General features: G+C 69.8%; 27 protein-coding genes, 1 tRNA gene and 3 pseudogenes. 9 read left to right on the top strand and 22 right to left on the bottom strand.

All coding sequences use genetic code 11. From position 1 onward, the window contains the following. Window positions 1–299: 299 nt before the first annotated feature. Entirely contained in the window at window positions 300–509 is a 210-nt protein-coding gene (locus AC5WRT_RS01140; RefSeq protein WP_496091732.1) for a hypothetical protein, read from the bottom strand. 354 nt (window positions 510–863) lie between these two features. On the opposite strand from AC5WRT_RS01140, the gene AC5WRT_RS01135 reads away from it, so the two are divergent. The 3 genes from AC5WRT_RS01135 to AC5WRT_RS01125 all read left to right on the top strand — a co-directional run bounded on the left by AC5WRT_RS01135 (window position 864) and on the right by AC5WRT_RS01125 (window position 3283). Further along, window positions 864–1463, top strand: a complete 600-nt coding sequence (locus tag AC5WRT_RS01135; protein ID WP_496091731.1) for a hypothetical protein — start codon at window positions 864–866, stop codon at window positions 1461–1463. Window positions 1464–1502: 39 nt separating this feature from the next. Next, window positions 1503–2231 (top strand): YcnI family copper-binding membrane protein, encoded by a 729-nt coding sequence (locus tag AC5WRT_RS01130; RefSeq protein ID WP_496091730.1) that lies wholly within the window; start codon window positions 1503–1505, stop codon window positions 2229–2231. 101 nt (window positions 2232–2332) lie between these two features. After that, on the top strand, window positions 2333–3283 hold the full coding sequence (locus AC5WRT_RS01125; RefSeq protein WP_496091729.1) for a DUF5134 domain-containing protein: 951 nt from the start codon (window positions 2333–2335) through the stop codon (window positions 3281–3283). 402 nt (window positions 3284–3685) lie between these two features. Here AC5WRT_RS01125 and AC5WRT_RS01120 read toward each other — a convergent pair whose 3' ends face one another. The 12 genes from AC5WRT_RS01120 to AC5WRT_RS01065 form a co-directional block, all read right to left on the bottom strand. Then, window positions 3686–4660 (bottom strand): cytochrome c oxidase assembly protein, encoded by a 975-nt coding sequence (locus AC5WRT_RS01120; protein ID WP_496092000.1) that lies wholly within the window; start codon window positions 4658–4660, stop codon window positions 3686–3688. 10 nt (window positions 4661–4670) lie between these two features. Next, on the bottom strand, window positions 4671–5930 hold the full coding sequence (gene efeB / locus AC5WRT_RS01115; RefSeq protein ID WP_496091728.1) for an iron uptake transporter deferrochelatase/peroxidase subunit: 1260 nt from the start codon (window positions 5928–5930) through the stop codon (window positions 4671–4673). Window positions 5931–6023: 93 nt separating this feature from the next. After that, a complete protein-coding gene (locus AC5WRT_RS01110) occupies window positions 6024–6524 on the bottom strand; it encodes a copper chaperone PCu(A)C (protein WP_496091727.1) in 501 nt (166 codons plus the stop codon). After that, on the bottom strand, window positions 6521–7186 hold the full coding sequence (locus AC5WRT_RS01105) for an SCO family protein (protein ID WP_496091726.1): 666 nt from the start codon (window positions 7184–7186) through the stop codon (window positions 6521–6523). Before AC5WRT_RS01105 ends, AC5WRT_RS01110 begins: the two co-directional genes overlap by 4 nt. A gap of 264 nt (window positions 7187–7450) precedes the next feature. Beyond that, window positions 7451–8263 (bottom strand): hypothetical protein, encoded by an 813-nt coding sequence (locus AC5WRT_RS01100; protein ID WP_496091725.1) that lies wholly within the window; start codon window positions 8261–8263, stop codon window positions 7451–7453. Between the two features lie 162 nt (window positions 8264–8425). Beyond that, entirely contained in the window at window positions 8426–9028 is a 603-nt protein-coding gene (locus AC5WRT_RS01095; protein WP_496091724.1) for a copper resistance CopC family protein, read from the bottom strand. After that, on the bottom strand, window positions 9007–9630 hold the full coding sequence (locus tag AC5WRT_RS01090) for a superoxide dismutase family protein (RefSeq protein ID WP_496091723.1): 624 nt from the start codon (window positions 9628–9630) through the stop codon (window positions 9007–9009). Before AC5WRT_RS01090 ends, AC5WRT_RS01095 begins: the two co-directional genes overlap by 22 nt. A 170-nt stretch (window positions 9631–9800) precedes the next feature. Continuing rightward, window positions 9801–10535 carry a hypothetical protein gene (locus tag AC5WRT_RS01085; RefSeq protein WP_496099843.1) on the bottom strand — a complete coding sequence of 245 codons (735 nt, stop codon included), beginning with the start codon at window positions 10533–10535 and terminating at the stop codon, window positions 9801–9803. 168 nt (window positions 10536–10703) lie between these two features. Continuing rightward, window positions 10704–12458 carry a copper resistance CopC/CopD family protein gene (locus AC5WRT_RS01080; RefSeq protein WP_496091721.1) on the bottom strand — a complete coding sequence of 585 codons (1755 nt, stop codon included), beginning with the start codon at window positions 12456–12458 and terminating at the stop codon, window positions 10704–10706. 219 nt (window positions 12459–12677) lie between these two features. Next, entirely contained in the window at window positions 12678–13385 is a 708-nt protein-coding gene (locus AC5WRT_RS01075; RefSeq protein ID WP_496091720.1) for an ATP-binding protein, read from the bottom strand. Beyond that, the gene (locus AC5WRT_RS01070) at window positions 13298–13879 is read right to left on the bottom strand and encodes a DUF6879 family protein (RefSeq protein WP_496091719.1); all 582 of its coding nucleotides are present in this window, start codon (window positions 13877–13879) and stop codon (window positions 13298–13300) included. Before AC5WRT_RS01070 ends, AC5WRT_RS01075 begins: the two co-directional genes overlap by 88 nt. After that, window positions 13848–14057: a hypothetical protein gene (locus AC5WRT_RS01065; RefSeq protein WP_496091718.1), complete on the bottom strand. Its 210-nt coding sequence runs from the start codon at window positions 14055–14057 to the stop codon at window positions 13848–13850. Before AC5WRT_RS01065 ends, AC5WRT_RS01070 begins: the two co-directional genes overlap by 32 nt. On the opposite strand from AC5WRT_RS01065, the pseudogene AC5WRT_RS01060 reads away from it, so the two are divergent. Then, window positions 14035–14298: pseudogene (locus tag AC5WRT_RS01060) on the top strand (integrase core domain-containing protein); the annotation flags it as partial. The gene AC5WRT_RS01065 and the pseudogene AC5WRT_RS01060 sit on opposite strands and share 23 nt — an antisense overlap. A gap of 92 nt (window positions 14299–14390) precedes the next feature. Here the strand turns inward: AC5WRT_RS01060 and AC5WRT_RS01055 are convergent. Beyond that, window positions 14391–15098, bottom strand: coding sequence for a TetR/AcrR family transcriptional regulator (locus AC5WRT_RS01055; RefSeq protein WP_496091717.1), 708 nt, complete (start codon window positions 15096–15098; stop codon window positions 14391–14393). Between the two features lie 76 nt (window positions 15099–15174). On the opposite strand from AC5WRT_RS01055, the gene AC5WRT_RS01050 reads away from it, so the two are divergent. Together AC5WRT_RS01050 and AC5WRT_RS01045 are read left to right on the top strand one after the other, a co-directional pair. Then, window positions 15175–15330 carry a hypothetical protein gene (locus AC5WRT_RS01050; protein ID WP_496091716.1) on the top strand — a complete coding sequence of 52 codons (156 nt, stop codon included), beginning with the start codon at window positions 15175–15177 and terminating at the stop codon, window positions 15328–15330. Window positions 15331–15338: 8 nt separating this feature from the next. Further along, on the top strand, window positions 15339–15899 hold the full coding sequence (locus AC5WRT_RS01045; RefSeq protein WP_496099842.1) for a flavodoxin family protein: 561 nt from the start codon (window positions 15339–15341) through the stop codon (window positions 15897–15899). A gap of 559 nt (window positions 15900–16458) precedes the next feature. Here AC5WRT_RS01045 and AC5WRT_RS01040 read toward each other — a convergent pair. Next, a complete protein-coding gene (locus AC5WRT_RS01040) occupies window positions 16459–16833 on the bottom strand; it encodes a hypothetical protein (RefSeq protein WP_496091711.1) in 375 nt (124 codons plus the stop codon). Here AC5WRT_RS01040 and AC5WRT_RS01035 point away from each other — a divergent pair. Continuing rightward, a pseudogene (locus tag AC5WRT_RS01035) lies at window positions 16822–17550 on the top strand (tyrosine-type recombinase/integrase); the annotation flags it as partial. The gene AC5WRT_RS01040 and the pseudogene AC5WRT_RS01035 overlap by 12 nt on opposite strands. 68 nt (window positions 17551–17618) lie before the next feature. Here AC5WRT_RS01035 and AC5WRT_RS01030 read toward each other — a convergent pair. Together AC5WRT_RS01030 and AC5WRT_RS01025 are read right to left on the bottom strand one after the other, a co-directional pair. After that, window positions 17619–17694 (bottom strand) — tRNA-Arg (locus AC5WRT_RS01030). Between the two features lie 238 nt (window positions 17695–17932). Then, a complete protein-coding gene (locus tag AC5WRT_RS01025) occupies window positions 17933–18163 on the bottom strand; it encodes a hypothetical protein (protein ID WP_496099841.1) in 231 nt (76 codons plus the stop codon). 11 nt (window positions 18164–18174) lie between these two features. On the opposite strand from AC5WRT_RS01025, the gene AC5WRT_RS01020 reads away from it, so the two are divergent. Further along, entirely contained in the window at window positions 18175–18876 is a 702-nt protein-coding gene (locus AC5WRT_RS01020) for an ISAs1 family transposase (protein WP_496099840.1), read from the top strand. Then, window positions 18873–19085, top strand: a complete 213-nt coding sequence (locus AC5WRT_RS01015; protein WP_496099839.1) for a hypothetical protein — start codon at window positions 18873–18875, stop codon at window positions 19083–19085. Before AC5WRT_RS01020 ends, AC5WRT_RS01015 begins: the two co-directional genes overlap by 4 nt. A gap of 272 nt (window positions 19086–19357) precedes the next feature. On the opposite strand, the gene AC5WRT_RS01010 is transcribed toward AC5WRT_RS01015, so the two are convergent. From AC5WRT_RS01010 to AC5WRT_RS00990, 5 genes and pseudogenes are all read right to left on the bottom strand, one after another. After that, window positions 19358–19819, bottom strand: coding sequence for a hypothetical protein (locus tag AC5WRT_RS01010; protein ID WP_496091673.1), 462 nt, complete (start codon window positions 19817–19819; stop codon window positions 19358–19360). After that, window positions 19816–24102, bottom strand: a complete 4287-nt coding sequence (locus AC5WRT_RS01005; protein ID WP_496099838.1) for a DUF6531 domain-containing protein — start codon at window positions 24100–24102, stop codon at window positions 19816–19818. Before AC5WRT_RS01005 ends, AC5WRT_RS01010 begins: the two co-directional genes overlap by 4 nt. Next, window positions 24092–24457 carry a hypothetical protein gene (locus AC5WRT_RS01000; RefSeq protein ID WP_496091671.1) on the bottom strand — a complete coding sequence of 122 codons (366 nt, stop codon included), beginning with the start codon at window positions 24455–24457 and terminating at the stop codon, window positions 24092–24094. The genes AC5WRT_RS01005 and AC5WRT_RS01000 overlap by 11 nt, the downstream gene beginning before the upstream one ends. Before the next feature lie 219 nt (window positions 24458–24676). Beyond that, window positions 24677–24979, bottom strand: a pseudogene (locus AC5WRT_RS00995) (glycosyltransferase); the annotation flags it as partial. A 284-nt stretch (window positions 24980–25263) separates the two neighbouring features. Then, window positions 25264–25398: a hypothetical protein gene (locus tag AC5WRT_RS00990; protein WP_496091670.1), complete on the bottom strand. Its 135-nt coding sequence runs from the start codon at window positions 25396–25398 to the stop codon at window positions 25264–25266. Window positions 25399–25473 lie beyond the last annotated feature (75 nt).

The following is a 25473-nucleotide window of genomic DNA, read 5'->3' as shown; positions in this document are numbered from 1 at the left end:
GGGCGCACCGTGCGCAGGGCCGAGGGAGCCGCCGCAGAAGTAGGGCCCAGGGTCGGGTCACCGGCACCGTCGACCGGGCGGGGTGGGGCGGTGGTGGGCGGTTCGACGGACCTGGGGGCTGCTCCTGGGGCGTACGGGTGTCACGTCAGCTGTCGGCTGAGTGGAACGGTGAGTCCCGTGCCGTTGGTGTGACGTTGAACACCCGGTCGGTCGCGAGGGTCGGGCGGTCCGGTGTCTGTGGCGACTGGAGCAGGGAGTCGCCCAAGCGGGCCGCCTTCGCGTTGCCCTGCGGCGGTCGGTCAGGCGATGCCGTCCAACTTGCCTGCCTTGGCGTCCGCGACGATCGAGGAGAACCGGTCGGCGCTCATCTGGACCTGCTGGCCGAAGTCGTCGGTCAGCACGATGCGGCGGTCGTCGGGGGCGCCCGGGTCGACGAACAGTTGGGGACAACCGCAGCTGCAGTTGCCGCAGAACGTGGCGACGGGTTCCAGCCCATTGATGTCGGTCATGATGCTCCACCTCCGTGGACATGGGTGCGGCACTCCGGTGTCCGGACGGAACGGACGGCCAGGTGGCCGCGGGGGACTGTCCCGGGGATACCCGGCGCGGATGCGGCGGAAGCGCGACCCTGTCGTGTGCAGGTGGCTGTCGTGTGCAGGTGGCGCGGAGATGGCGGGGTGTGCGCCCGTGCTCCTCGGAGTGCTACCGGTGCTTCGATTTCGGCAAGGTGACTGGGAACTGAACGGCACTCGCGCCCGACTCGTAAGGAGGAGGCAGGTCGACCAGGTGTGAGTCCGTGGGCGGTGATGCGTGTGCCTGGGCCGGGGGAGAGATCCTTTGGGGGCGTGGCAGCATCAGGTGCCGTGAGTGTGTCCCTGGCGGTGCGGAGCGTGCGCGCGGCGGTGTTCGCCGTGCTGTGCGTGCTGCTCGCCGCCGGAGGGCATGCCATGGCCACGGGCATGGCGCCGTCGGCGTGGGTGCAGGCCACCGGGTTCGTGCCGGTCTTCGCGGCCGGCTGTCTGCTGGGTGGCCGCGAGCGGTCGCTGGCCGCCATCGGCACGGGGACCCTGGCCGCACAGGGCGGGTTGCACCTCGTCTTCCACGCAGCCGAGCCCCATCACGCCGCGATGGTCATGCACGGCATGCGGATGGCCCAGGCGCCCCATGTACTGACACCGCACGCCACCGCCGCGCATGCCGGGGCGGCCCTGCTGCTGACCTGGTGGCTGCGGCGCGGTGAGGCGGCACTGTGGTCGCTGCTGCGGTGGGCGGTCGCGTTCGTGCCGGGGCTTGCCGCCTGGTGGCAGGTGGCCGGCGGGGCGTGGAGCGCACCGCCCGGGCCGGGGCAGGCACGTCGGGCCGCAGGTGAGCCGTGGGCGCCCAGGCAGGCACGGCTGAGGTACGCGGTTCACCGACGCGGGCCGCCGCCCGGGATGTCGTACGCGCTGTCGTACGCGATCTGAACCCGACATCCCTTCTTCTCCACGGAGATTCCTCACCTCATGTCCAGGACCCGCACCACCCTGCGCCGCGCCGGCGCCGTCACGGCCCTGACCGCGGCCGGACTTCTCGCTGCCGCGGGCGTGGCCTCGGCGCACGTCACCGTCCACCCCGACAGCTACGCCAAGGGCGCCACCGACGGCGTGCTGACCTTCCGTGTCCCCAACGAGGAGGACAACGCCTCCACCACCAAGGTCCAGGTCTTCCTGCCCACCGACCACCCCGTCCTCGGCGTGCTGGTCCACCCGCAGGACGGGTGGACCGCCCAGGTCACCAACACCAAGCTCAAGACGCCCGTCAAGACCGACGACGGCACCATCACCGACGCCGTCTCCGAGGTCACCTTCACCGGCGGAAAGATCGCGCCGGGCCAGTACGAGGACTTCAACGTCGCCTTCGGTCAGCTGCCCGACGACACCGGCCAGCTGACCTTCAAGACCCTGCAGACGTACTCCGACGGCAAGATCGTCCGCTGGATCGAGGAGGCCCAGGGCGGCCAGGAGCCGGAGAACCCGGCGCCGGTCCTGAAGCTCACAGCCAAGGCTGCGGATGACGCCAGCAGCACCTCGACGAGCGCGAAGAGCTCCGACAGCTCCACGTCGACCGTCTCGGCCAGCGACTCGACCGCCCGCGACCTCGGAATCGCCGGCCTGGCCGTGGGCGTGCTGGGCCTGGCCGCCGCGGCGTTCGCTATCCTCCGGGGCCGCGCCACCGGGGCCCCGGTCGAGTAATTCACCGAGTCTCAGCCAAGGCGAGGGAATGCGCCCCGTCCGCGACATCTGTCGTTGGCGGGGCGTACGCCGTGTGATCCCTGCGCTGTGGGGCCTGGTGGATGAGCGGGGCCGAACGGAGTTCGGCGGTGCCGGGTAAAGAACGATCACCCTGGGAAGGCGCCCCCTACCAGCTTCGGCCCAAGCCAGGTGTCCGCGTCGATATCGCGCTTCACAGCGCGGGGGTTGGCGGAAGCTGCGACCGCCTTGAGCGACGGGCGGTACACCGGATTCGGAATCGCCGACCGACGCGGCAATCCATCGCCCCAGCCGCGAACCGCGGCCCTCGACCGCCCGACGTGTGTGGCGGCTCTTGTGCGCGGGCCCTGCCTCCGTGCGCCCGGGTACGCCCCGCCGCGCGGAGGAAGGTGAGGAAGGTGGAGGGCGGGGGTGATCGCATGGGAGAGCCGCCGTTGGTGGGGTGGCTGTTGACAGCCCTCGGTACGGCCACGGGCGTGCTGTGTGCGGTGAGGTCCAGAGCGTGGCCGGTGAACGAGCGGTGCGAGCGTCGTACCGCACGGGCCGAGGCGGTGATGGGCGTCGGGATGGCCCTCATGGCGGCCCCCGCCCTTGCCCACAGGACCGGTCTCTGGGGGCCCGTGGTGTTGGCGGTGCTGTTCACCGCCCTCGCCGTACGGGCGGGGCTGTTCGCCCGCGGCGAGTCGCACCGTTTCCATCACACGCTCGATGCGGCGGCCATGGCCTACATGGCGGTTCTGATGGCGGTCGCAGCCGGCGGCGCGACCACGGGAGCGATGGCGGGCACGGACCACGGCCGCGCCACGATGGGTCCGCCCCTGGTGAACCTGGCGTTGCTGGGCTACTACGCCCCCTACGTGTTGTGGGTCGGGACTCGGCTCGCGCCAGCGTCGGCCGTCGAATGCGCCACCACGTCGTCGGTGCCGGGTGGGCCGGTCCGTGCTTCGTCCAGTGTCTGGCAGGCGCCGGTGGTTGGCACGGCATGCCGTCTGTCGCTGGCCATCGGCATGCTCGCGATGGTGTTGGCGATGTGAGCAGTTCGGCCGAGCAGCCGGACCGCACCCGTCTGAGGAGAAGACGGTGGGCACCCCCGACGCACCTGTGCCCATCGGCAGACGCCTGGGCCGCACCGCGTAGCGGACGCGCAGATGGTGGTGGCGCGACTGGACGGCCTACGGTGGCCGGCCAGTGCCCGCCGGTGTAGACGCTGGTCGGCGCACGACTGGAAGCACTCCGGACGCGAGTCTGCCGCGCGGCCCGGCTGTCCGCGACCGGGAGCGTGTGGACGGTTTGAGTCGGCGACTGGCCACCGCGGCGTCCCCCCATGCAGTCGGCGATTCTGATCGCCCGCTTCTTCAGTTTCACTCGGCGACGACCATCTGTTTCTCGTGCCTGGTCTGGCGTTTGGCGCTGACAGTGGCCTGGCCTTTCGGGGATTAGTTGTCGCGGGTGGCGAGGCGGGTGAGGTAGGCGTTGTAGGCGGTGAGTTCGGCGTCGTGGTCGCGGTCGGCCTGGCGGTCGGTGCGGGCGGCGGTGCGGCGGTCGCTGCCGGCCCACTGGACGAGCAGGGCCATCAGCACGAGCAGGGTGGGGATCTCGCTGAAGGCCCAGGCGATGCCGCCGCCGGTGTTCTGGTCGGCGAGGGGGCTGAGGTGCCAGGCGGCCGGGGGGTGGGCGAAGAAACCGGCGATGAGGGTGCTGGACATCATCACGGCGATGCCGAAGAAGGCGTGGAAGGGCATGCCGATGAACAGCTCCAGCAACCGCAGCAGGTGGGAGGGGCGACGGGGTGCGGGGTCGATGCCGAGGATGGGCCAGAAGAACAGCAGGCCGGTCACCAGGAAGTGGGCCAGCATCCACTCGTGGCCGAGCCAGCTGCCCATGAGGAGGTCGAACAGCGGGGTGAAGTAGAGCCCGTAGAGGCTGGCGATGAACAGCGGCAGGGTGAACAGCGGCGAGGAGACCACCCGCGCCAGACGGCTGTGCAGGAGCCGGGTGAGTACCTCCCGGGGGCCGGTGCGGCCGTACCCGGCGGTGGGCAGGGCCCGCAGGGCGAGGGTGACGGGGGCGCCGAGCAGGAGCAGGATCGGGGAGAGCATGGAGAGCACCATGTGTTGCACCATGTGGACGCTGAACATGCCCATGCCGTAGCCGCCCACGCCGGTGCAGGTGACTTCGGCGACGGTGAGCACGCCGGTCGTCCACAGCAGGGTGCGGTGGAGCGGCCACCGGTCACCGCGGCGCCGCAGTCGCCATACGGCCGAACCGTAGAGGGCCAGGGCGAGCAGACAGGCGAGAGGTTCCACCGGCAGTGGCTGGGGGTGCCAGGCCAGTAGCCGTTCCAGGGTCGGTGGTGCGGTGGGCATCCACATCGGCCCGCTCATGTGCATGGGCATGCCGGTGTGATCCATACCGTGCATGTCATCCCTCCAGCAGGTGTTGGCCGATGTACTGGTCCGTTGCGGCGCCGCCCGGGACGGCGAAGACGGCGCTGGACTCGTGGCGGATGAAGCGGGTGAGGTGGTCGGCCCCGTCGAGCTTGGTCTGCACCTTGATGAAGGAGGCGGGGTCGGCCTGCCAGGCGACGAACAGCAGTCCGGCGTCCGGTCGGCCGTGGGTGTCGTAGCCGTCGTGGTAGGAGAAGCCGCGGCGCAGCATGGCGGCCCCGTCGTTGGACTCGGGCGCGGCGACGCGGATGTGGGCGTCGGCGGAGATGGCGAGGGAGCCGTCGGAGGTGAACTTGTTGAGATCCATGGGGGTGGTCTCGGGCGCGCCCGCGGGTGCCGACAGCGGTGCGCCGGTGGTCTTGCGGCGGCCGATGACCTGTTCCTGCTCGGTGCGGGTGAGGTCGGCCCAGTGGTCGAGGAGCATGCGGATGCGGCGCACAACGGCGTAGGAGCCGCCGTTCATCCACGCCTCGTCGTGGTGGCTGTCCCGGACGAAGATCTTGGCCGTGAAGTCGTGGTCGGTGGGCGCGGGGTTGCCGGTGCCGTCGATCTGGCCCATCAGGTTGCGGACTGTCCTGGGGCGGTCGGTGGCACCCGGCGTGCGGTTGAAGCCGCTCATCTGCCAGCGGACACCGGCTGTGCCGTCGGCCTCCTTCTGCAGGACGTGCAGGGCGTGGAAGGCGACGAGGGGGTCGTCGGCGCCGATCTGGATCCACAGGTCGCCGTCGCTGATCTTCGGGTCGATCGCGTCGGACGGAAAGCGGGGGATGGGCATGAGCGCGGCCGGAGCGCGGTGGGTGAGGCCGGTCTTGGGGAAGAACGTGCGGCCGAAGCCGAAAGTGACGGTCAGTCCGGAGGGTCCGGCGTCGAGGGCGATCTGGTCGTCGGCGGCGGGCGGGTGGCCCTGGGTCATCGCCTCGGCCGCGGCCGACCAGCGGCGCATCAGTGCGGCGGCGTCCTTGCGGCGGGCGCCTGGCGCCAGGTCGAACGCGACGAGGTGGCCGATGGTCTGCAGGGGGGTGGTGATGCCCGCCTGGTGGGTGCCGTGGAAAGGGACGGCGGTGCTGCCGAGGGCGGTCAGCGGGGTGGGATGGTGCACGGCGGCGTAAGTGGCGGTGCCGCCGCCCGCTCCGGCCAGGAGTCCTGCGGTGCCCGCCGCGCCTGCCGTGCCCAGCAGTCGCCTGCGGGAGATGACGCCGCGTCCTTCGTGATGTCGTGTGGTGTCTTCGGGCATGTGGAAGCCTGTCTGAGCTCGGGAGTATCGGATGCCGGGTGGGGCGAGGGGCCGCCGAGGCGTTCGGGCGCCCGGACGAGCCCTCGCCGGGGTTCAGTTCGCGGGCTGGTAGGTCGTCGGCTTGACCGGCGCCCGGACGGTGATCGAGCCGGAGTCGGCGAAGCGCAGCCGCAGGGTGATCGTCTCGCCCACCGCCGGCTTCTTCTTGAAGCCCATCAGCATCAGGTGGTTGCCGCCGGTACGCAGCACGAGGCTGCCGCCCGCGGGGACGGTGAACGCCTTCACCGGCTCCATCTGGTCCTGGGCCGTGGTGCGGTGCATCGACACGTTGGTGGCGACGTCGCTGCTCACGCCGATGAGCTTGTCCGGCTGCCGGCCCGTGTTGGTGACGGTGAAGTACCCGGCGGCCATGTCGGCCGTGGGCGGCTGTCGTATGTAGGCGCCGGTGACCTTCAGCACCGGCTCGTCGTAGGCGGGGGCCGCCGCTGGGGACGGCGAGCAGCCGGTCAGCGCGGTGCCGCCGAGCAGCACCGCGGTGGCCAGTCCCCGGGACAGACGGGCGTGGGGGCGGGTGTGGGCGAGGGAACGGGTCACGGCGTCTGTCCCTTGACGATCTTCGGCAGATCGGCGGCGTACCGTTGCTCCGAGGTCCCCGAGGTGTAGAAGAGGTGGGCCTTGTCGTCCTTGGGGGAGAAGGCGAAGACTTCCGCGCCGTGGCTGACGGTCACGGTGCCGTCCTTGTGCTTCACCGGTGGGGAAATCCCGACGCCCAGAGTCCGCGCCGCCTTCTGCACGGCGCCGAAGTCGCCGGTCAGGCCGATGAACGAGGGGTCGATCGCGCCGAGCCACTGCTTGAGGCGCTGGGGGGTGTCACGGGACGGGTCCGTGCTGACGAAGACCACGCGCAGATCACGCCGTCCCGCCGCCGGCAGCTTGCGTGCGGCGAGCGCGATGTCGGCCATCGTCGTCGGGCACACGTCGGGGCAGTGGGTGTAGCCGAAGTACAGCAGCGTCGGATGGCCCGCGGTCCGCTTGACGAGGTCGTAGGGGTGACCGTTCTGGTCGGTGAGGGTCAGGGCGGGCTTGGCGTCCGGTGTGTCGAGGGTGACGGTGCCGGGCGGGGACGAGGAGGACGGAGTGGAGACGACGGCGGCCGGCTGGTCGCCGGACGCGCCGGCACAGGCGGTCAGGCCCAGCCCGGCGGCGACGAGCAGGGTCGCGGTCGCGGCCGTCCGGCGCGGTGTGAAGGTGTGCATCGTGAGGCTCCTGCGTGCGAGGCAGCGGGGCATATGGCTCGCTCCCGAAGGGGCGCGGCGCACATGCGGGGGTTGGCGAGGTGAGACACCCGGTGCGGTGGAGAGCCGACGTGCGGCGGGCAGGACGCAGCGCGAAGCGTCCGCTGACCGTGAGGACCGTTCTCCGTGAACTCCGGGAAGGCAAGAAAGAGGGGTAGGGGGGTCTCACCCTTGGCACCAGGGCGGGCTGCGTCCCGCCCTGGGCGCATGAGCGCGCAGGGCGGCTCAGACCGCCGCAGCCATCGCGGGCGGTCCCCGACGGACGGCGCACGTCCACAGCACGGCGGACCGTGGCTGCCGCGCGGCGCCGTCATCTATCCGCTGCGGGAGGCATGCGGACACGAACTGCTCCAGCAGCGCCGTGATCCGCACCAGGAGCCGAGCCATGGCGAGCAAGCCGCTCAGCCGCCGCAGCAGAGCGAGACGGGCCAGATGATCCGCGGCCAACGCCGGCAGCCGGACGGCCCGCCACAGCGCGACCTCGCAGCGGCGCAGCAGCCAGCCCGTGATGACGGCGGCGGCCACGTGCGCGGCGAGCATCGGCGGAGTGAACATCGAGCTCAGCATCATCGCGTGCCCACCATGGCTCGCCACGCCGGCCATGCCCGGCGTGCCGTGCGCGACGGGGAGGGCCCGGCCCGGATCGATGTGCGCCTGCCGCAGGATCAGCGCCGCACGCTCCGGTGTGAGATGCGCCGCGTCGGCACCGCACAGGAATCGTTCGGCCAGCGCCACCACACGGCTGGGACCGTCGCCCGGAGCGGCGGACATGGAGCCCTGCCCGAGGGAGAAGAGCAGGTGCAGACCGAACTGACCAGCCAGCAGGGCGAGCGCGATGCCGGGCAGCGACCGCTCCCGTCCGGCCAGGGGACCCACGAGGCACAGCATCGCGACCCAGCCGGCCGCCAGGGACCACAGCGGTACCCCGGTGCCCGAGGCGAGCATGTGCCCGCCCGCGGCCAGCGCCACGCACACTGCTGAGAACACGGAGGCTCTCAGCAGTCTCAGATCGGCGGCAGCCCGTACCGGGACGTTCATGGCAGCCGCCATCATTCCAGCCTCCCAAGAGCCGGCGAGCGCCGGGGGTGGCCGTCGACGCGGACGGTCCCGGCCCGCGCGGTGCGGAGCCGGGACCACCGGTCGCGATCTGTTCTCAGGCGACGCCGGGCGAGCAGGACCCGGGCGAGACCGGCTCCCGTCTCACCAGGTGGCCCTCCTCCTGCCGGTCGGCCGTGCCCCGCGCCGTACACGTGCGGCGAGGAAGCCCCCGCCTACGATCACGACAACGGCAACCGCTGCTACGACCAGTGCCGTGCCGCGGCCGAGCCCCAGGATCATGCCGCCCGTACTCGCGCCGGTGTCCGTGGCCGGCGCCGACAGGCTCAGGGACTTGCAGGCAGCCGGAGCGGTCACCGCCTGTGCGCCGTCGAGGACCTCGAACTGGAACGAGTTGGTCTGGGTGTCGCCGTCGGAAGCGGTGACCGTGTACGTGAGGGTGGTGACGCCCGCCCGCAGCGGGCTGACGGCGGCGCAGGTGACGGAGCCGTCGGCCACCTGGGGCTGCCCGACGGACACCGCGGTGCCGTCGGGCCCGGTCAGGCTGACCTTCGGGGTGGTGCCGGGCTTCAGCCGGGCGAAGGTCAGCTCCACGACGCTGGTACCGGTACCGACCATGGAGCCGGGCGCCGGTGTCGCGTCCTTCAGCGCGGTGTGGGCGTAGGCGGGCGTGCCGCCGAACAGCAGCAGCACGCCCAGACACCCCAGCAGGGCGGCCGGCGCCCTCAGAAGCCGAAGTCCACGCATGCGATCCGGTTGTCCATCGCTTCCACGGGGTGGACGACGAGGGCGACCGCGCCCTTGCCGGTCTTCTTCGCGTTGTTCACCGTCGTCATGCCCTTGCCGGACTTGTCGGCGGTGAAAGTCAGCCACACCTCGTTCGGCGGCTTGGCCGGCCCGCCCTTGGTGAACTGGAAGTGCTCGCCTCCGTTGTCGGCGGAGCAGTGCTGGGCGTGCAGGTGGGCTATGTAGTGGTGGCCCGGCTTCAGGCCGGTCAGGGACACCGTGACCGTGGTGCCCTTCGCGCCCTGGGCCAGCCAGGCGGTGCCCTTGACGTCGTCCATGCCGGGCGGACGGGTGTCCAGCAGCTTGAACGCGCCCTTCACCACCTCCGCACCGGGCATCTTGTAGGCGGGGGTGGCCGACGGGTCGCCATAGGTCATGCCCATGCCGGACATGCCGCCCCCCATGTTCTTGGACGGGGACGCGGACGACGCGGCGGCCGCCTTGTCCGACGTGCTGCCGGAGGAGTCGCCGCCGCATCCGGACAGCAGGGCCGCCGCCGCGGCCACGGCGGCGCAGCCTACGGCGAAACGGGCGTGTGTACGCCTGACGGTGTGATGGTGCATGAAGGGAACTCCCGATCGAAGAGAGCCTGAGCCGTCGCCGGCCCTGCCGACCGTCGAGCGGTCGGCGGGCAGTGCACAGCCCGGCCGGAGGGAAGATGAAGAGAGCAGGTCGGCGCCCTCGCGGGCACGCCGGCCGCCCACCCGTCCCCCGGCCACGGCGACCGCCGGGGTCAGGCCGCAATCAGGGCCGTACGGCGAGCGTCGGATCGGGAGACGGGCGGCTGAGCCCCGAACGGCATCCGTGGCGGGCCTCTGCGGACAACGGCATGCCTCAGCGAGGAGGGAGGCGGCCGCAGTTCCTTCCCGGGATCGGCGGTCGGACCGCACGGCGGTGTCCCGGTCTCGGGCACCGTGCGGAAGAGTGCGCGGCAGACACGGTGCAGCGGTGCGAACATCACCGCCGCCAGCGCACGGCCGATCCGATGGACCGCCGCCTCGCCCCGCCACAGCCACAGCCCGCACACGACGGCGGCCAGCAGATGCGCCAGAACCATCCCGGCAGAGCCCTGGTACGTCAGGGCGGACAGAAGCGGCGAGACGGACGGCGTCCCCGACGATCCGGAAGTGTGCTGCATCATCATGCCGCCATGGGAGAACGCCACGTGGTGCCGCATGACGAGGCTGCCGTCCATCCCCCGCATGGCGACCGCGGCGTCGGACGCATGGACCAGCCGGTGGGCGACAACGAACAGCAGGTGCAGCAGCGTCTGCGCCACAACCGTGGCACCCACGACAGCCACGGCACCGCGCTCCCGGCCGGTCAGCCACCAGGCGCCCGAAGCCGTCCCCACGAACGCACAGGCCACCGCCCACCGCGGCAGAGCATCACCGGACATCAGGGCGTGCCCCAGCGCGGTCGTCGTCACGCAGACGGCGGCGAACACCGCGGCTCGCGCCGACCGCACGGCATCGACGGCACATCGGTCGGTGCCTGTCGCACGGCGCCCTGGGATCGTCCCGCCGCAGCGGCTCCCCCGGGGCATTCGACCACTCCCTGACGTCAACGGGCCTGCGATGAACTCCGGTTACGTACGGATGGACAGGTGACCGCGTTCACTCGCGGCGCATGGCGGTCATCGCCCGATCGTCACGGTCTTCTCCACGGTTACCTGGTCGATGTCGGAGACACGGACGGTGGCCCTCATCGTCCAGGTCCCGGCGACCGGGAGGTTGAGAGTGTCGCTGCCCCAAAAGCCACGTTCGTCGGCGAGCTGTGCATCCAGCGGGCCGATCCCCCGGTCGGCGTCGGTGAAGGTGAGCCGCAGTTCGGGGATGGTGACAGGGCTGCCGTCGGCGCCGTAGACGATCGCCTCGACCACGTTCCGGCCGGCCCGTCCCGGTTCGAGCTCGACCTGGACCCTGCCGCGTCCGACGAGGGTGTTCTTGCCGGTGTCGTACGGAATCAGGGTCAGGTTCACGTCGGGCCGTCCGGGCACCTTGCTCGCCGTGGCGGCGGTCTCGTCGGCGGCCCGGCCCGTCTGGGTGCCCGTCAGTACGGTAGTGAGCAAGAGGACGACCACGCCGACCGCCACCTCGGCCAGCACGGAGCGGCGCAGCCCGCGCCGGGGCGCCTGCGGACCGAGCCCCGCCGTATCGCTCTCGTCGGCCGGGGAGGAGAGAGGAATCCCGCCGCTGCCCGCCGTGACCAGCACCCGTTCCTTCTCTTTCACGTGCAGCAGCCGGGCCGTCCAGCGCCGGGAGTGCGACGCCGCCAGCAGCATCAGCATCACGGCCCAGACCTTGAAGCCGAGGATCCTGCCGTAGGGAGTGGTGAACGCCTCCCAGGAGCCGAGCCCACGCCAGGACTGGTAGACGCCTGTTGCGGCCAGCACGGCCACCGCACTCAGGGCGATACCGGAGAAGCGGGCTACGGCGACAGCGGGCAGGGGGTCCTCGGCCGGTGCCCGGTACAGCACGACCAGCAGTGCCGTCAGGCCGCCCAGCCACACCGCCATGGCCAGCAGATGCAGTACGGACGAGGCCACGGCCACGGGTACCTGGATCCCGACGGATGCGTGCTCCGCTGCCGCCCAGGTCGCCGCGAGGCCGAGGGAGAGCACACCGCCTGCTGCGACGACACGCCGAGTGGGCTTCGACTCCGGCAGCCGGTGGCGCACCAGCGCGGCCACCGCCAGGAGGAGAACCAGGCGGGCCAACAGGGCGATCCCCGGGCGACTGTCCGCCGTCCGCCGCAGCGACCCCACGTCGAAGACCCCGGCGAGCCCGTCGTCACCGTCGTAGGGCCCGCGCAACAGCACCAGCGCGACCGTGGACACCAGCAGCGCCCACCATCCGATCACGAACGGCCGGCGCATCACCCGCACGGCCGTGGCCGAGGGCCAGCAGGCCAGGACGAACACACCGATGCCGATCAGCAGCGCCAGACCGCAGTAGGCGACGTAACGGCCGACGCCGTACAACGCCTCGACAGCAGGATCCACGGCAGGCGCGGCAGCGGTGGAGGCCCGGGTCGCCGACGGTTCGCCGACGGAGAAGGTGAAGGCGCCCGACACGGCGTGAGTGTCCGCCGACACCACCCGCCAGGACACGGTGTACGTGCCTTGTCCCAGACGACTCGTCAGCGACACTTGGGCAGTGTTGCTCCTGCCACCCGCATGGTGGGGATCGCCCGCCGTGACCGGACGGCCGTCGGGATCGAGCACTCGCATGGAGTTCTCGACGAGAGCGACCGACTCGTCGAACGTCGCTGTGACCTGTTTCGGCGCGGTTTTCACCACGGTGCCGTCGCGCGGGTCGCTGCCGGTCAGCACGGCGTGCGCCGAGGCGGGCGCCGCACCTGCGAGGAGAACGCCGACAAGCACGGCCATCAACGCGAGGATCGAGCCGGGTGTGTGCCTGCCGTCGTTCACGTGTCGTCGCACCACCGTCGTCTCTCCGGTTTTCCGGCTCCTGGATCACGGATATGTACGTGCGCACCCCGTGCTGTGCTCACCCGACGTCGCCTCGCGGCTGCACGGGACCGGTTCTGCACACTTCGGACACGCCTCTCTGATGTCCTTCGGTTCACCGGGCGGGGTCTGTGGGTGCTACGGGGAGGCGCGCAGGCCCTCCAGGACGAGCGGGAGCAGCGCCGTGTCCGGCTCGGTGGCCTTGACGGCGGCTCGCCCCTCGGCGTGCCACTGCGCGAGTGGTTCGCGCCACGCTGCTTCGGCGCGCATGACTTCGGTGCGGATACCTGCCAGCGCCAGATCGGTTTCCGTGCGCAGCCGTACGAGGTCGGCGGGTGTCAGGCGCAGGGTGCGGACGGTGATCGTGCCCAGCGCGCGGCGGGGTACGGCCAGCTCCACGCACCGCTCCGGATCGGCGATGCCTGCCAGCTCGTCCTCGGGCAGCAGCCGCAGGGTCAGCATGCCGGGACCGCCAGCTCCGCCCAGACGGTTGCCCCAGCGCATCCGGTCGTAGCCCCAGCGGTGGGACAGCGCGTCGATCAATAGGAGGCCGCGCCCGGTCTCATCGCCGTCGGCGACCGGAGCCATCGTCGGCAGGGCGTGGGACTTGTCGGTGACGCCGATCCGTACGAGATCGTTCGTGACGCGCCGGACGGACACCCGGATCAGGCGGCACGGGGTGTGGCGGACTGGGTTGCCCACCAGCTCGGAGACGATGAGCGTGCCCGCATCGGCCATCTCGCCTGTACCCCAGGTGTTCAGCGCGGCCGAGACGAGTCGCCGGGCACGGCGAGCCGTCTCGGGCTCGCAGGGCAGGGTTTCGCTGTGTCGACGGCACGCTCCCACACGGCCTCGAACGCATTCGAGCACAGCTTGACCACCGCGGGGTCCTCGCTGAATTCCTTGGGCGGATCCGCCCAATCGCCATCCCCGGAAAAGAGGTTGAACTGCACCAGGCGGTCGTCGAACAGCCAGAAGTCGGCTCCCGGCAGCGCGATGTCCACGGCCCGCCGGCGGGGCAGCCAGCGCACCAGTTCACCCGCCTCGACGTTCAGCGGGGTGGCGGCGTGTTCCCAGCGGATGTAGTCCGTCACGGGCTCGGAAACGATCCTGGCTCGGCGCATCACCATGCCACGGCCGACGGCCTCCCGCACCATGCCCAGCCAACCGGGCCACCACCGCGCAGTCGGATCGAGATCGACGTGGCCGGTGCGCTTGAACTGCTCGAACTCCTCAGCCTCGTCGCCGACGCCGTACGCGTCGCGCATCTCAAGATGCACCGCGCTGCGGCGCGTACCGGCCAGCAGCTCAGCGAAGCTCGGCACGCCGCTCTGCGACATCGCACGCCTCCCTCAGAATCGGCACCATACGGGCCGGAATGCGGATCACCGTCTCGTGGGCAGGGATTCCCACCGCGTGACCGGCGACCCACTCCGTACCGCTGACCAGTGCCTCCAGCGCTTCCTCGGCCTTGACGCCCTGGAGGACCACCGGCGAGTTGGGCGTGCCCCGGTCCATGGGCGCGGTCGGCACCTCCGCCGACAACGCCGCCTGCGAGAGCTTCCACGCCGCCCTCAAGCGGGAGACCCTGCACGGCGCCCACCACTACCCGGGAGCGGAACTCTGCCGACGTACCGTCTTCCGGTGGCTCACCCGCTACAACACCCGCCGCAGGCACTCCGCCAACGGACACCTCAGCCCCGTCGACTATGAACACCCGCACCGGCAGGCGTCCGATGAGCTCACACTGGCCGCTTAACCACCCAAACGCGTGTCCACTTTGCGAGGGAAGGCCCCTGCACGACCGGCGTGACCCGACTGCGCCCACCGCCTGCGGAGTAGGCGACCCCTTCAGCCTGCCAACTGCTGTAGCCATTCGCGCAGCAGAGCTGTCTCCGTGGCTCGCAGAGGTACCCCGGTGCTGAGCGCGGTTTCAAGTGCGGCATCGAGGGCGAGTGCGTGCGAGGCCAGGTCGGGCCCGGATGAGGCGGGCGAGTCCGTGGTGACCGAGGCGATGACGGTGTCCCGCAGCCGCGCCGAAGTGGTCAGGTCCCGCTGCGATGGCTCTTCGCCGATCAGCGCCAGCGTGGCCCCCGTCGTCGCCGCATGGATGACGCGGGTCGCCTGCTCCACCGGAACCCGAAGGCGCCCAGCCTCGGCCGCCCGGCCCAGCAGTCTCACCAGCAGGGCGTGCGCCTCGTCCGCGGCCGGGGGCCGCCGTCCGGGCCGCGCAGTGCCATACATGAGCACGTAAAACGCGGGGTGTCGCAGTCCGAAGTCGACGTGCAGGTCCCAGCCGCGGTAGAGGTCGGCCACCGGGTTGTCCGGGGTCAGCGCCAGTGCCTCCCGTTTCTCGGCCAGGTACATCTCGAATCCGTAGGCGGCCAGCTCGGCCAGGAGTCCGTCCTTGTCGTCGAACATCCGGTAGAGCGCGGGGGCCGTGATGCCCGCGGCGGCGGCGACAGCGCGCGTGGAGACCGCTTCACTGCCGCCCTCCTCCAAAAGCTTGGCGGCAACCTGCAGTACCTGGCGCCGCGCGGCGCGTCGTCCCTCGTTCATGGAACAACGATATCTCATATTGCGTATCGCCGCCTTATCGATGCTACTGTTCAAAGCGGAACGACGATCCATACTGATGGTGGTCGGCACCGGCCCGCGACACCTGGGCATGCCCCGCACCCAGGCCCGGGACGTCGGTCCCCACTCGTGGAGCAGTGCGGCCGACCGCCGCACCGGGCGGCTCATCGTCTGCCGGCACACCACCGAACACGCCGCCATCGCGGCAGGATAGGAACACCCGTGTCCGATATCTCGATCGTTATCGCGTCGCATTCCGGCTACGGCCACACCGCGCAGATCGCCACTGCCGTCGCCGACGGCGCGCGCTCCATCGCCGGGACACACGTCCACCGCGTGGACGTCGCCTCCCTCAGCGACGCCGACTGGGAACTGATGGACGCCGCGGACGCCATCATCTTCGGTACCCCCACCTACATGGGCACCGCGTCGGGGGCGTTCCACGCCTTCGCCGAGGCCACCAGCAAGCGGTGGATGACCCGCGCCTGGAGCGACAAGCTCGCGGCGGGATTCACCAACTCCGGCTCCATGAGCGGCGACAAGCTGCACACCCTGCAGTACCTGGCGCTCCTGGCGGCCCAGCACGGGATGCTCTGGGTGAGCCTGAACCTTCTGCCGGGCTGGAACACCACCACATCCAGCCCCCAGGACGACAACCGCCTTGGCTTCTACCTCGGCGCCGGCGCACAGAGCTTCAACGACATACCCGACGTCCACGACGCAGACCTGAACACCGCCCGACACCTCGGCCGGCGCGTCGCCGAGCACACCCGGATTCGTTGACCAAGAACAGCACTGATCCGGCGATGGGCCAGCCCACGGATCCACCATCGCGGTAGGTCTCGATGCCGATCACCAGTAGCAGCGAACCGACCGCCACGCCCATCAGGTCGAGGAGGGCGTCTGCCTGCCTCGCGATCTTCGAAAGGTTGACCACGGCTGGATCGTGACAGGTGATCACGCTCGTTGCCAAGGGCCGTTCCTCTGCCGTGACCTGCACCTTTTCCACGCGGTTGGCGTAGCGACTTTGGCCGGGAGCTGCTTTGGCGCGAGTGATCATGGCCCCGTAAGCTTCCGGCGCGTCGGGCAGTCTGTGGACCTGCCCGGTAAAGCACGACGTTGGGGCCATGATCTTCGAGGCTCGCGCCAAAGTGGCTGGCTAAAGTCGTGGAGCCGACCGCCCCAGCCACAGCGGGTTTTCCCACGTCCGCACGCAGCACGCAGCACGCAGCGCGCCGCCGGGCGCGGCCAGCCGGGGCGGAGACAGGAGGCAGGCCGCGCCGCAGAGGCGGCGCGCGCCCGCGTCGTGCGCGGGCCTTGAACCAGTAGAGAAAGTTGCAACTCAGTCGGTCGCGTGGGGTGTGAAGACGTATGCGCAGGCTGGTAGTTCGGTGCCCTGTCGGTGGGCGAGCGATACGAAGAGCACGGGGCGGATCGTCCAGGTGATGCGGGTGCTGGTCTGGGTGACTGACACAGTGCACGGCTCGGAGCGTAGGAGAGCCCTCCTGGTCTCGATGCGGCCGTTGTAGAGCCAACCCCAAGCCTCCTCGGATGCGTCGGCGTCGAGTGCCGGTGAGATCGTGCGGAGTGCGATGGCGCCCCATCGGTCTGCCTGGGGTGCGGTGTAGGCGTCGAAGGATGCTCGAAGTGCCGGCGGCTTGTCCTGGGTGAGGTCCTGGGTCCAGCACTCGCACCAGTGGCCGGCAAGGAGCCACACCGAGTTCTTCGCTCGGCCCTCTCCTCCGCCTGCCGTGAGGAACTGATCACCCGCAACGTCGCCAAGCTCGTCGAGCCACCCCGCACCGACAACCGCGAGCTCAAGCCCTTGACCCTCGACGAGACGCTCGACTTCCTCGCGGCCTCCCGCAAGGACCCGCTCTATGCGGCCTTCGTCCTCGCCATGGGCCTCCGTCGAGGAGAGATCGTCGGTCTCCGCTGGGCAGACCTCGACCTCGACAACCGCGTCCTCTACGTCCGGCAGCAGACCCAGCGCCGCCGTGGCGTCCTCTACGACGACGACCCCAAGGGCCGTCGTCGTCGTGCCGTCCCGCTCCCCGCGCTCTGCATCGCACCCTTGCGCTGGCACCGCATGCGGCAAGCAGCTGCTCGCGCGAAGGCGGAGCGGTGGCAGGACTCGGACTACGTCTTCACAACCCGCACCGGCCGCCCGGTCGAGCCGCGCAACCTGTACCGGTCCTTCACCCGCGTCGCCCAGTCCGCCGGCCTCCGCGTCATCCGCCTGCACGACGCTCGCCACGGCACGGCCACGCTCCTCACGGCGGCCGGAGTCGCGCCCCGCGTCGTGATGGAGATCCTTGGCCACTCTCAGATCAGCATCACCATGGACGTGTACACGCACGTCGTCCAGGACACGCAGCGGGAGGCCATGAGCCACATGGACCGGCTGTTGCGGAGGCGTTCCGGTCGTCAGTGACCGCCCTCGTTGATGTCAAAACTGGGTGTCAAAGGCCCCGGACCAAGATCGGTCCGGGGCCTTTTGCCTGGTGCCCCCGGCAGGATTCGAACCTGCGACACCCGCTTTAGGAGAGCGGTGCTCTATCCCCTGAGCTACGAAGGCAGGGATGTGTGGGCAAAGGTGTTGGAAATCCGCCCGCATCGGACGAATCCCGACCCCTGAGGGCCCCAGACATCCACAGGGCGCCCCACCGGAGTGGTGCACCGCGCACAGTCTAGCGGTTGCGGCAGCGCACTGAGATGTCATGCCCTGCTGTTGCGTGGCCCCCCTGTGTGTCGAGCCGCCCTGGATGGGCCGGCGGAGCGTGTCGTACGGTGACGTGCACGGACCGGCCTCGTGGCTACTGTGTCCGGCGGGTGATGCCGAGGGCCACGGAGTTCTTGGCCCAGGCGTACCGGATGTAGATGAGCAGAGCGCCGTCGGCTCCGTACGCGGGGATCCGTCGGAGGCGGTGTGTCTCATCCAGGGTGGAGAATCCGGATTCGCTGTCCTGGCGGAACCCGATGAGGCGTTCTCCGGCTTCGGTGCCTGGCGGAATGATCCGGAGGTGCTCGGTCCTGTTGAACCTCATGCGCTTCGTCCTTGGATCCAGCGATCTATCTTCCTGAGTTTCGTAAACACCGGGCGGTCGGCGCCTATCTCACCGGCCGGCACGACGCCGCCGGGGCCGGGTCCGGACAGCGTCGCGTGATCGCCGTCGACGGTAAGGCACTGAAGGGATCTGCCCACCTGACCGCCACCCGCCGGCACCTGCTCTCCGCGGTCACCCACCACCGGGCCGTGACCCTCGCCCAGGCGGAGGTGGGAGCGAAGACGAACGAGACCACGCACTTCCGGCCCCTGCTCGAGCCGCTGGACCTTCAAGGAGCTCTTGTCACCTTTGACGCGCTGCACTCGGTCCAGGCGAACGTCACCTGGCTGGTCGAGACCAAGAACGCCCACTACATCGCGGTGATCAAAGCCAACCAGCCGAACACACACCGCCAGCTCGCCGCCCTGCCCTGGCGGGACATCCCGGTCCAGCACGCCACGACCTCCACCGGACACGGCCGCCGCGAGTCCCGCTCCGTCAAGACCTGCGGCCCCGCGGACAAACTCGGCGGGATCGCCTTCCCCCACGCCCGTCTGGCCGTCCGCGTCCACCGCCGCCGCAGGCAGACCGGCCGACGCGAAACCCGTGAGACCTCTACGCCGTCACCAGCCTCGACGCCCACCAGACCGGCCCCGCCGAACTCGCCGCCGCGATCCGCGGCCATTGGACCGTGGAAGCCCTGCACTACGTGAGAGACGTGACCTTCGCCGAGGACACCTCCACCGTCCACACCAGCACCGCACCCCGAGCCGTGGCCACCCTCCGCAACCTTGCCATCGGCCTGCTCAGAACCCTGGGAGCCGACAACATCGCCAAGACCACCCGCGCAATCCGCGACCAACCCGAACGAGCACTTCCACTCCTGGGCATCACCAACAACCCGGGAACCGAAGGAACTTGATCAACCCCTGGGTCCGATGGACCACCGAAGGATAGATCATCATCCCTAGATCGGGGGTGTGCCCGGCCGAGTCCGCCGTGCCGAGGTCCCCGGTGACGGTCATGTCGCCCGGATCGAACCCGCTGGCGTCGCCCTGGCCGGGCCGTACGGTGAACTGCACGGTGATCACCGGATGTAGATCTCTTGCGCGGGATGAAGATGTTGACGTGGTTCCCGTCTGCCGAGTCGACGATGGGCCGATGCCTTGTGGGTCGGTGATCCCGGTCGACTCCTCAGCCCACGTCCCCCCAAACGGCTTGCAGGTCCTTGCAGCGGACGGTGATCGACGCGTCGGTGAGCGCGATCTCGTGCACGCAACCCCCGTCTTCGCCCGGGAGGATCTCGTCGAGGAGCACGGTGTCGACCAGCATCCAGTCAATGGAGTGCTCATAGTCGATGGAGAAGTGCGTCACTCCTGAGTAGCTGATGCGCAGCCCGGCGTCGTGCTTCCACTGATTCGGGGCAAATTCCAGGGTCAGCCCTCCGCTTTTGTCGGTGGCCACCTGGATACCGGACAATTCCAGATCCTTGACGCAGCGGCCATTGCCGTGCCCGAGAGCATAATGCGCCGGATCCGACGCGAATTCCCTTGCCCCGGCCGGCAGCTGATCGCGAAACTTCGGGAGTTCGGCCAGGTAGGCCCTCGGATCGACGTAGAACCCGCCATCGTCCCAAACGGCCGTCACGTACTTCATTTGCAACCTTCCGCGGCGAGAGGCGGTCGCCTCCACTTGTCTCCCGAGATGTCTTCGGTACCCTTCGGGCCGATGCGGCCGACTTTCCGCAACTCGTAGATGACTCGTCCCTTGATGGCATTCTCCACGCCAGGTGGGACCTCGACTTCCGAGGCTTTGATGCCGTGCTTATTGAACCATCCCTGGCTGTTGAACAACCCTACTTCGCGCATGGACTTGTCGTAGACGTGGATTTCCACGTCCATGCCCTTGTTGCTCACTGGGAAGATGTCAGCCCGGCCCGTATACCCCTGTCCGAAGTCCAGGGGATTCGGCGGGCCCTTCGGTCCCTTCCCGGCGAGGCCGAGATGGTCGCTCCAGCTCAGCGGGTTCGGTACATAGGCGTGGTGATCCGGTGAGGGGACGAGACCCAGCGGATCCGCGCTGATGTACCGCGCTGTCTCGGGATCGTAGTACCGGTGCAGGTTGTAGTGCAGACCGGTCTCGGGGTCGGCGTACTGTCCCGGGAAACGCAGCGGGCAGTCGACTGGCGACGTCGCTTCGTCCAGGGCCGGAAGGGGGGTACCCCACACGCTGGTACGACGCTGCCAGACCAGATCGCCTGTGACGGAGACCAGCTCTGTGGGCGTACCGAGGGAGTCGGTGACGACGGCGTGGAACTGAGCGCCTCGCTCGGGATGTGATTCCGCTGCCAACTGCGCCAGGAACGACGTATTGGCGGCTGCCGCGGTCGGTTTGTGGCGCGTCTGGGCGACTGGGCGAGGGCTGTCCGGCGCGTAGTCCCAGGTTGTCACCCAGCCGTCTGCTGTGGTCTGCTCGGCCAGGCACAGGTCATCCCAGACGAAGTCCGTACGGTCGGCCACGGAGCCGTCGTCGGCGACCCGGTGTTTGGAGATGCGTCGCCCGAGCGGGTCGTACGCGTACTGCCACTGAGTTCCGTCTGGGGCGATCACCTCCGTGAGACGGTCCTCGGCGTTCCACGTGTAGGTCCAGGTACGGGTCTGGCCGTTCAGAAGCTTGCGGGTCCTGCGCACTAGGCGGCCTTCGCCGTCATGCTCATAGGAGGTGCGACCGGCCGAGCGGACGAGCGTGCCCTCGAACCGCAGCTCACCGGGTGTCTCATGGGCAGGCGACGCGGCGTGCGTCAGGTGGCCTGCCGGGGCGTACGCGTACGTCTCGCTCCAGCCGTGGGCGCGCGTCCGGGTGACGCGGCCCATGCCATCCAGGTCGAAACGACGGGTGCCCGACGTCAGCTCCCGGATTTCGGTGAGGTAGCCGTCGGCTCGGTGCGAGTACGTCCGATGCTGGAGGAGGCGGTCAGGGGAGGTGGCGGTCAGGGTCTGCCCGGTCAGTAGACCCGCCGCGGTCCACGTCTGGGTGAGCGTCACCTCCGTACCGAGGTTGCGCTGCGTCTCACGGCCGACAGCGTCGTGGGAGAAGTACAGCGCGCCATCGGACGATCGCAGGGTGAGCGGGTGCCCCGCCAGGTCGTAGGTCCATTCGGAGACCAGCCCTGAAGGTGTCGTACGTCGGGTCCGGCGGCCGACGGCATCGTGGACATAGGTGGTCGTCTGGCCGTTCACGGTCTCCGACAGCACTCGGCCGAGCGGGTCACGCTCCAGTGTGACCTCGGCATCCGCGTTTGCCGCACGGCACAGGTTGCCGTCGGAGCCGTAGGCGAAGGTGGTGACGTCACCGGTGTCGGCGTGCTGTTCCACTACCCGGCCGAGCGGGTCCCGCACGAAGCGCAGCGTCTGTCCGGCGCCGTTGGTGCGCGTGGCCAGGCTGCCAGCAGCATCGCGGGTATAGGTGAGGGTACGACCGTTGAAGTCCGTTTCCTCTGTCGTCCAGCCCGCGTCGTCATAGGTGTACGTCCAGGTCATGCCCTGCGGGTTCGCGACGGAGGTCAGACGGAGTTCGGTGTCGTAGCCGAACGCGTACCGCGTGCCGTCGGGATCGGTACGGGTGGCCGGCACGCCGAAGTGGCCCACCGAATGGTGGGTTGTGTTCCCAGCGACGTCCGTATGGCAGAGCAGGTTGCCCTCGGCGTCCCAAGTCCAGGACTCACGCGTCCCGTCGGTCATTTCGCGCCAGGCCGGCTTGCCCTCCGTGGTCCACCCCAGGCGGGTGGTGTGGCCGAGAGGGTCGGTCGCCTCGACGACCCGACCGAAGGGATCGCGGCGGACCGTTGTCGTGTGGCCCAGTTCATCCGTCAGGACGATGGGCAGGCCGGCGTCGTCGTACGCCACCGTGCGGGTGTGGCCGAGCGCGTTCGTGATCGCCGTCGGACGGCCCGCATCGTCGTACACGTACCGGGTTTCGGCGCCGGTCGGGTCAACCGTCGTCAGCAGGTTGCCCCGCTCGTCGTACGTGTGCCGCCAGACCGCCCCTCCTGACTCGACCACCTCGGTCGGGAGGCCGAGTGCGTTGTACTCCGCCCGGGCCGCAGTGCCGTCGGGGAGAGCGAGGCCGGTGAGGTTGCCGGCGTCGTCGTACGTGTACCGCGTGGTGTGGCCCAGCGGGTCCGTCACCGCGAGTGGCCGGGCCCCGTGCTCGTCCCATTCTGTGCGGGTGACATGCCCGAGCGGATCCGTCTCTTCCACCACCCGGCCCCCGGCGTTGTACCGGTGGACCGAGACATGACCCTGCGAGTCCGTGTAGGTCGTCGTGCGGGCGGTGTCGTCGTAGGTCAGGCTGCCGGAGAGGATGCCGTCGACGCCCTCTGTGCGGACGACCCGGCCGCGCTCGTCGTAGACATAAACGAACCAGGTGCCGTTGCGGTCGGTCCAGCGGGTGACGCGGCCCTCGGCGTCGTAGGTGAACCGCAGGGGCTCGCCGCTGGAGTTGATGACCTCGGCGAGGTTGCCGGCAGCGTCGTATCCGTAGCGCATCACGACCGTGCCCTCGTCCGGCGCGGCGCCGGGGCGGTAGCGGGAGGGCGGCTCGTCCAGCAGGCGCAGGGCCGTGATGCGCGGGCCCTGGGTGTCGACGGCGACGTAGTAGCCAGCGGAGTGGCGGATGCCGAAGGGGACGCCTTCGTCGTCGCGTTCGACGTCGACGTGGTTGCCGTTTCGGTCGGTCCAGGAGTCCAGGGCCAGGTGGAAGACGCCGAAGGATGGGGAGGGGACGGGCGCGGCGAAGGTGCGGGTCACGCCCGTCGCCGGGTCGGTGACCGTCATCGCGCCGTCCGGCTTGCCGTCCCACTCCAGCGGCCAGCGGGCACCCTTCACCGGCATCGTGGGGACGCCTGGTTCGGGGATCGGGTAGACCAGGCGCATGCCGTCGGCCGCGGCGAAGACGACGCCCTCTCCGTCGATCTGGAGACACTCATCCAGGGTGGATATCCAGGTCGGGCCGAAACGGACGCCGCCCCGGTACGAGGAGAGGTGGGTGCGGGTGAACTCGAAGGGGAGCGCGGCCGGCAGGGTGAGGTCCGTCTGGGTCATCAGCATGGCGCCGGTCGCCACGTCGATGGGTTCGCCCACGCAGGGGGTGTCGTCGGCGTTGCGTGCCGCCGGGCCCAGATCGACCAGATCGGGTCGGAGCGACGGCGGGCGCAGCAGCAGCGGGGTGGTGTCGGTGAGCCCGCCTTCCATGCTCGCCTTCAGCAGGCCGCCGCCCGCTCCCAGGGCTCCGCCGAAGATCATGCCGTCCTTGGCGGCCTGGTTGACCTCGTCCAGGCTGAAGCCGTGCTGCAGGCCGGTCGCCATCTGCAGCGGCTGGGCGATGGCGAGGTCGACGGTGATCGACTCCACCCCGCCGAACGCGGCGGCGACGAAGGCACCTCCGATGATGTCGGCCACCACGGCGGAGACCCCGACGCCGATCGTGGCGCCGAACTCGATGACCGCGTCCGCCGCAGCTGCCGCCGCACCCGAGGCGATGCCCGCGGTCATGATGGCCAGCGCCACGCCACCCGCGATCACGGCCGCGTCGATGGCTATCCGCGTCCACAGCTTGTTGATCGCGTCGTCGATGGCGTCGGCGAACTTCTCCAGCGCGCCGGCCATCTCCCGCGAGGACTTCGCCAGATCGCTCAGCCAGCCGCCGTCCTTGCCCTGGGCGTAACGGCCCCAGAACTTGCGGAACGCCTCGACTGACTCACCCGTGTTGTTGTGGATGATCCCGGACGCGCTGCGGTGCACGGGAGCGCGCACGTCGTCCACGGACTCGGCGAACGCACGCCACGCCTTCGCCGCGTCCCGCAGCTTGCCGGAGTCTGCCTCCGGCCACCACAGGCCCATGTCGAGAAGGATGTGGCGGGCCTTGTCCTCAATGCTCACCGGAACCGCCGCCCTGCTTGCCGGTCTTCACTTCCGTGAACATGCCCGCGACCAACTCGTCGTGATCCACGTGCCCGTCGGCCATGTCGACCAGGGCCTCGTGAATGCTCGTCAGGCCGAGCACCAGGATGCCTGCCGCGCTCTCGATCTTCTTCTGGTGCGGCTTGTAGACGCCGCCGAACTGGTTGCCCTGCTTGTCGTGGCCCCAGGGCTCGCCGAGGCCGTCCAGGGTTTTGATGAGAGTGGTCAGGGCTTTGCTCAGATCGATGGCGCCCTGTTGGAAGGCCGGCGCCGCTGCCTTGATGTCGGCGGTCTTGATGTCCAACACCTTGCCGGGGACCTTGCCGTCGCCCATTGATACCCCCGCCCCGTTCGCAGCTGCGGCTTCCGACCCTAGGGCTGCAAGTTCAAGGAAGACCCATGCCAGGGTAATTCCGCAGTAACGCTCCCCTGTTAGGCGTGACTTAAGGCCAAGGTATCGACCGTCGCCGACCACTACGCGATCTCCGGTGGCATGCGCCTCGGGTCCCCGTAGTCGCTGCGACGCGGCCCGTGTGAGGTGCAACCCCCGGATTCAAGTGGTGGTCACGTTCAGCGACACCTCCGCCAAGCGGTCGGCGGCATCCGGGCGTCCCAGGGATCGGGCCTGCTGTGCCGTGCGCTGGCGCTCATCAGGTGAGGAGATGAGCGGGGCGACTGCGGCCCGCAGCCCTTCAGGCGTGACCGTGTCCCCCAAGAGGGCGACGGCTGCTCCGGCCTCCTGAAGGTGCAGGGCGTTGTGCTCCTGCTCGTTGCCCGCCGACGTCGCGAGCGGGATCAGGACGGACGGCTTGCCCATGGCCGTCAGCTCGGCGATCGTGCCAGCGCCGCTGCGGGAGGAGAAAGTCGCCCAGGCTGTCCAGCAACTGGACCACCGAAGGGCAGGTCATCATCCCTTGATCGGGGGCGTGCCCGGCCGAGTCCGCCGTGCCGAGGTCCCCGGTGACGGTCATGTCGCCCGGATCGAACCCGCTGGCGTCGCCCTGGCCGGGCCGTACGGTGAACTGCACGGTGATCACCGGATGTAGATCTCTTGCGCGGGATGAAGATGTTGACGTGCTTCCCGTCCGCCCAGTCGACGATGGGCCGATGCCTTGTGGGTCGGTGATCCCGGTCGACTCCTCAGCCCACGTCCCCCCAAACGGCTTGCAGGTCCTTGCAGCGGACGGTGATCGACGCGTCGGTGAGCGCGATCTCGTGCACGCAACCCCCGTCTTCGCCCGGGAGGATCTCGTCGAGGAGCAGGTCGACGTACAACCCGCCGTCGTTCCCAAACGGCTGTCACGTACCTCACGAGATGTCTTCGGTTCCCTTCGGGCCGATGCGGCCGAC

It is taken from the genome of Streptomyces sp. NTD91 (assembly GCF_059510455.1).
The sequence above is the reverse complement of the archived record's forward strand: the minus strand, read 5'-3'. Positions and strand labels throughout refer to the sequence as shown.

Coding starts and splice junctions, on each gene's coding strand:
- AC5WRT_RS01100 (WP_496091725.1), bottom strand. CDS start 8,263: ATGAACGTCCCGGTACGGGCTGCCGCCGATCTGAGACTGCTGAGAGCC.
- AC5WRT_RS01130 (WP_496091730.1), top strand. CDS start 1,503: ATGTCCAGGACCCGCACCACCCTGCGCCGCGCCGGCGCCGTCACGGCC.
- AC5WRT_RS01140 (WP_496091732.1), bottom strand. CDS start 509: ATGACCGACATCAATGGGCTGGAACCCGTCGCCACGTTCTGCGGCAAC.
- AC5WRT_RS01050 (WP_496091716.1), top strand. CDS start 15,175: ATGGTGGTCGGCACCGGCCCGCGACACCTGGGCATGCCCCGCACCCAG.
- AC5WRT_RS01065 (WP_496091718.1), bottom strand. CDS start 14,057: ATGGACCGGGGCACGCCCAACTCGCCGGTGGTCCTCCAGGGCGTCAAG.
- AC5WRT_RS01010 (WP_496091673.1), bottom strand. CDS start 19,819: ATGAAGTACGTGACGGCCGTTTGGGACGATGGCGGGTTCTACGTCGAT.
- AC5WRT_RS01095 (WP_496091724.1), bottom strand. CDS start 9,028: ATGCGTGGACTTCGGCTTCTGAGGGCGCCGGCCGCCCTGCTGGGGTGT.
- AC5WRT_RS01000 (WP_496091671.1), bottom strand. CDS start 24,457: ATGGGCGACGGCAAGGTCCCCGGCAAGGTGTTGGACATCAAGACCGCC.
- AC5WRT_RS01120 (WP_496092000.1), bottom strand. CDS start 4,660: ATGGATCACACCGGCATGCCCATGCACATGAGCGGGCCGATGTGGATG.
- AC5WRT_RS01080 (WP_496091721.1), bottom strand. CDS start 12,458: ATGGCCGTGCTTGTCGGCGTTCTCCTCGCAGGTGCGGCGCCCGCCTCG.
- AC5WRT_RS01105 (WP_496091726.1), bottom strand. CDS start 7,186: ATGCACACCTTCACACCGCGCCGGACGGCCGCGACCGCGACCCTGCTC.
- AC5WRT_RS01055 (WP_496091717.1), bottom strand. CDS start 15,098: ATGAACGAGGGACGACGCGCCGCGCGGCGCCAGGTACTGCAGGTTGCC.
- AC5WRT_RS01125 (WP_496091729.1), top strand. CDS start 2,333: ATGAGCGGGGCCGAACGGAGTTCGGCGGTGCCGGGTAAAGAACGATCA.
- AC5WRT_RS01090 (WP_496091723.1), bottom strand. CDS start 9,630: ATGCACCATCACACCGTCAGGCGTACACACGCCCGTTTCGCCGTAGGC.
- AC5WRT_RS01025 (WP_496099841.1), bottom strand. CDS start 18,163: ATGAGGTTCAACAGGACCGAGCACCTCCGGATCATTCCGCCAGGCACC.
- efeB (WP_496091728.1), bottom strand. CDS start 5,930: ATGCCCGAAGACACCACACGACATCACGAAGGACGCGGCGTCATCTCC.
- AC5WRT_RS01070 (WP_496091719.1), bottom strand. CDS start 13,879: ATGTCGCAGAGCGGCGTGCCGAGCTTCGCTGAGCTGCTGGCCGGTACG.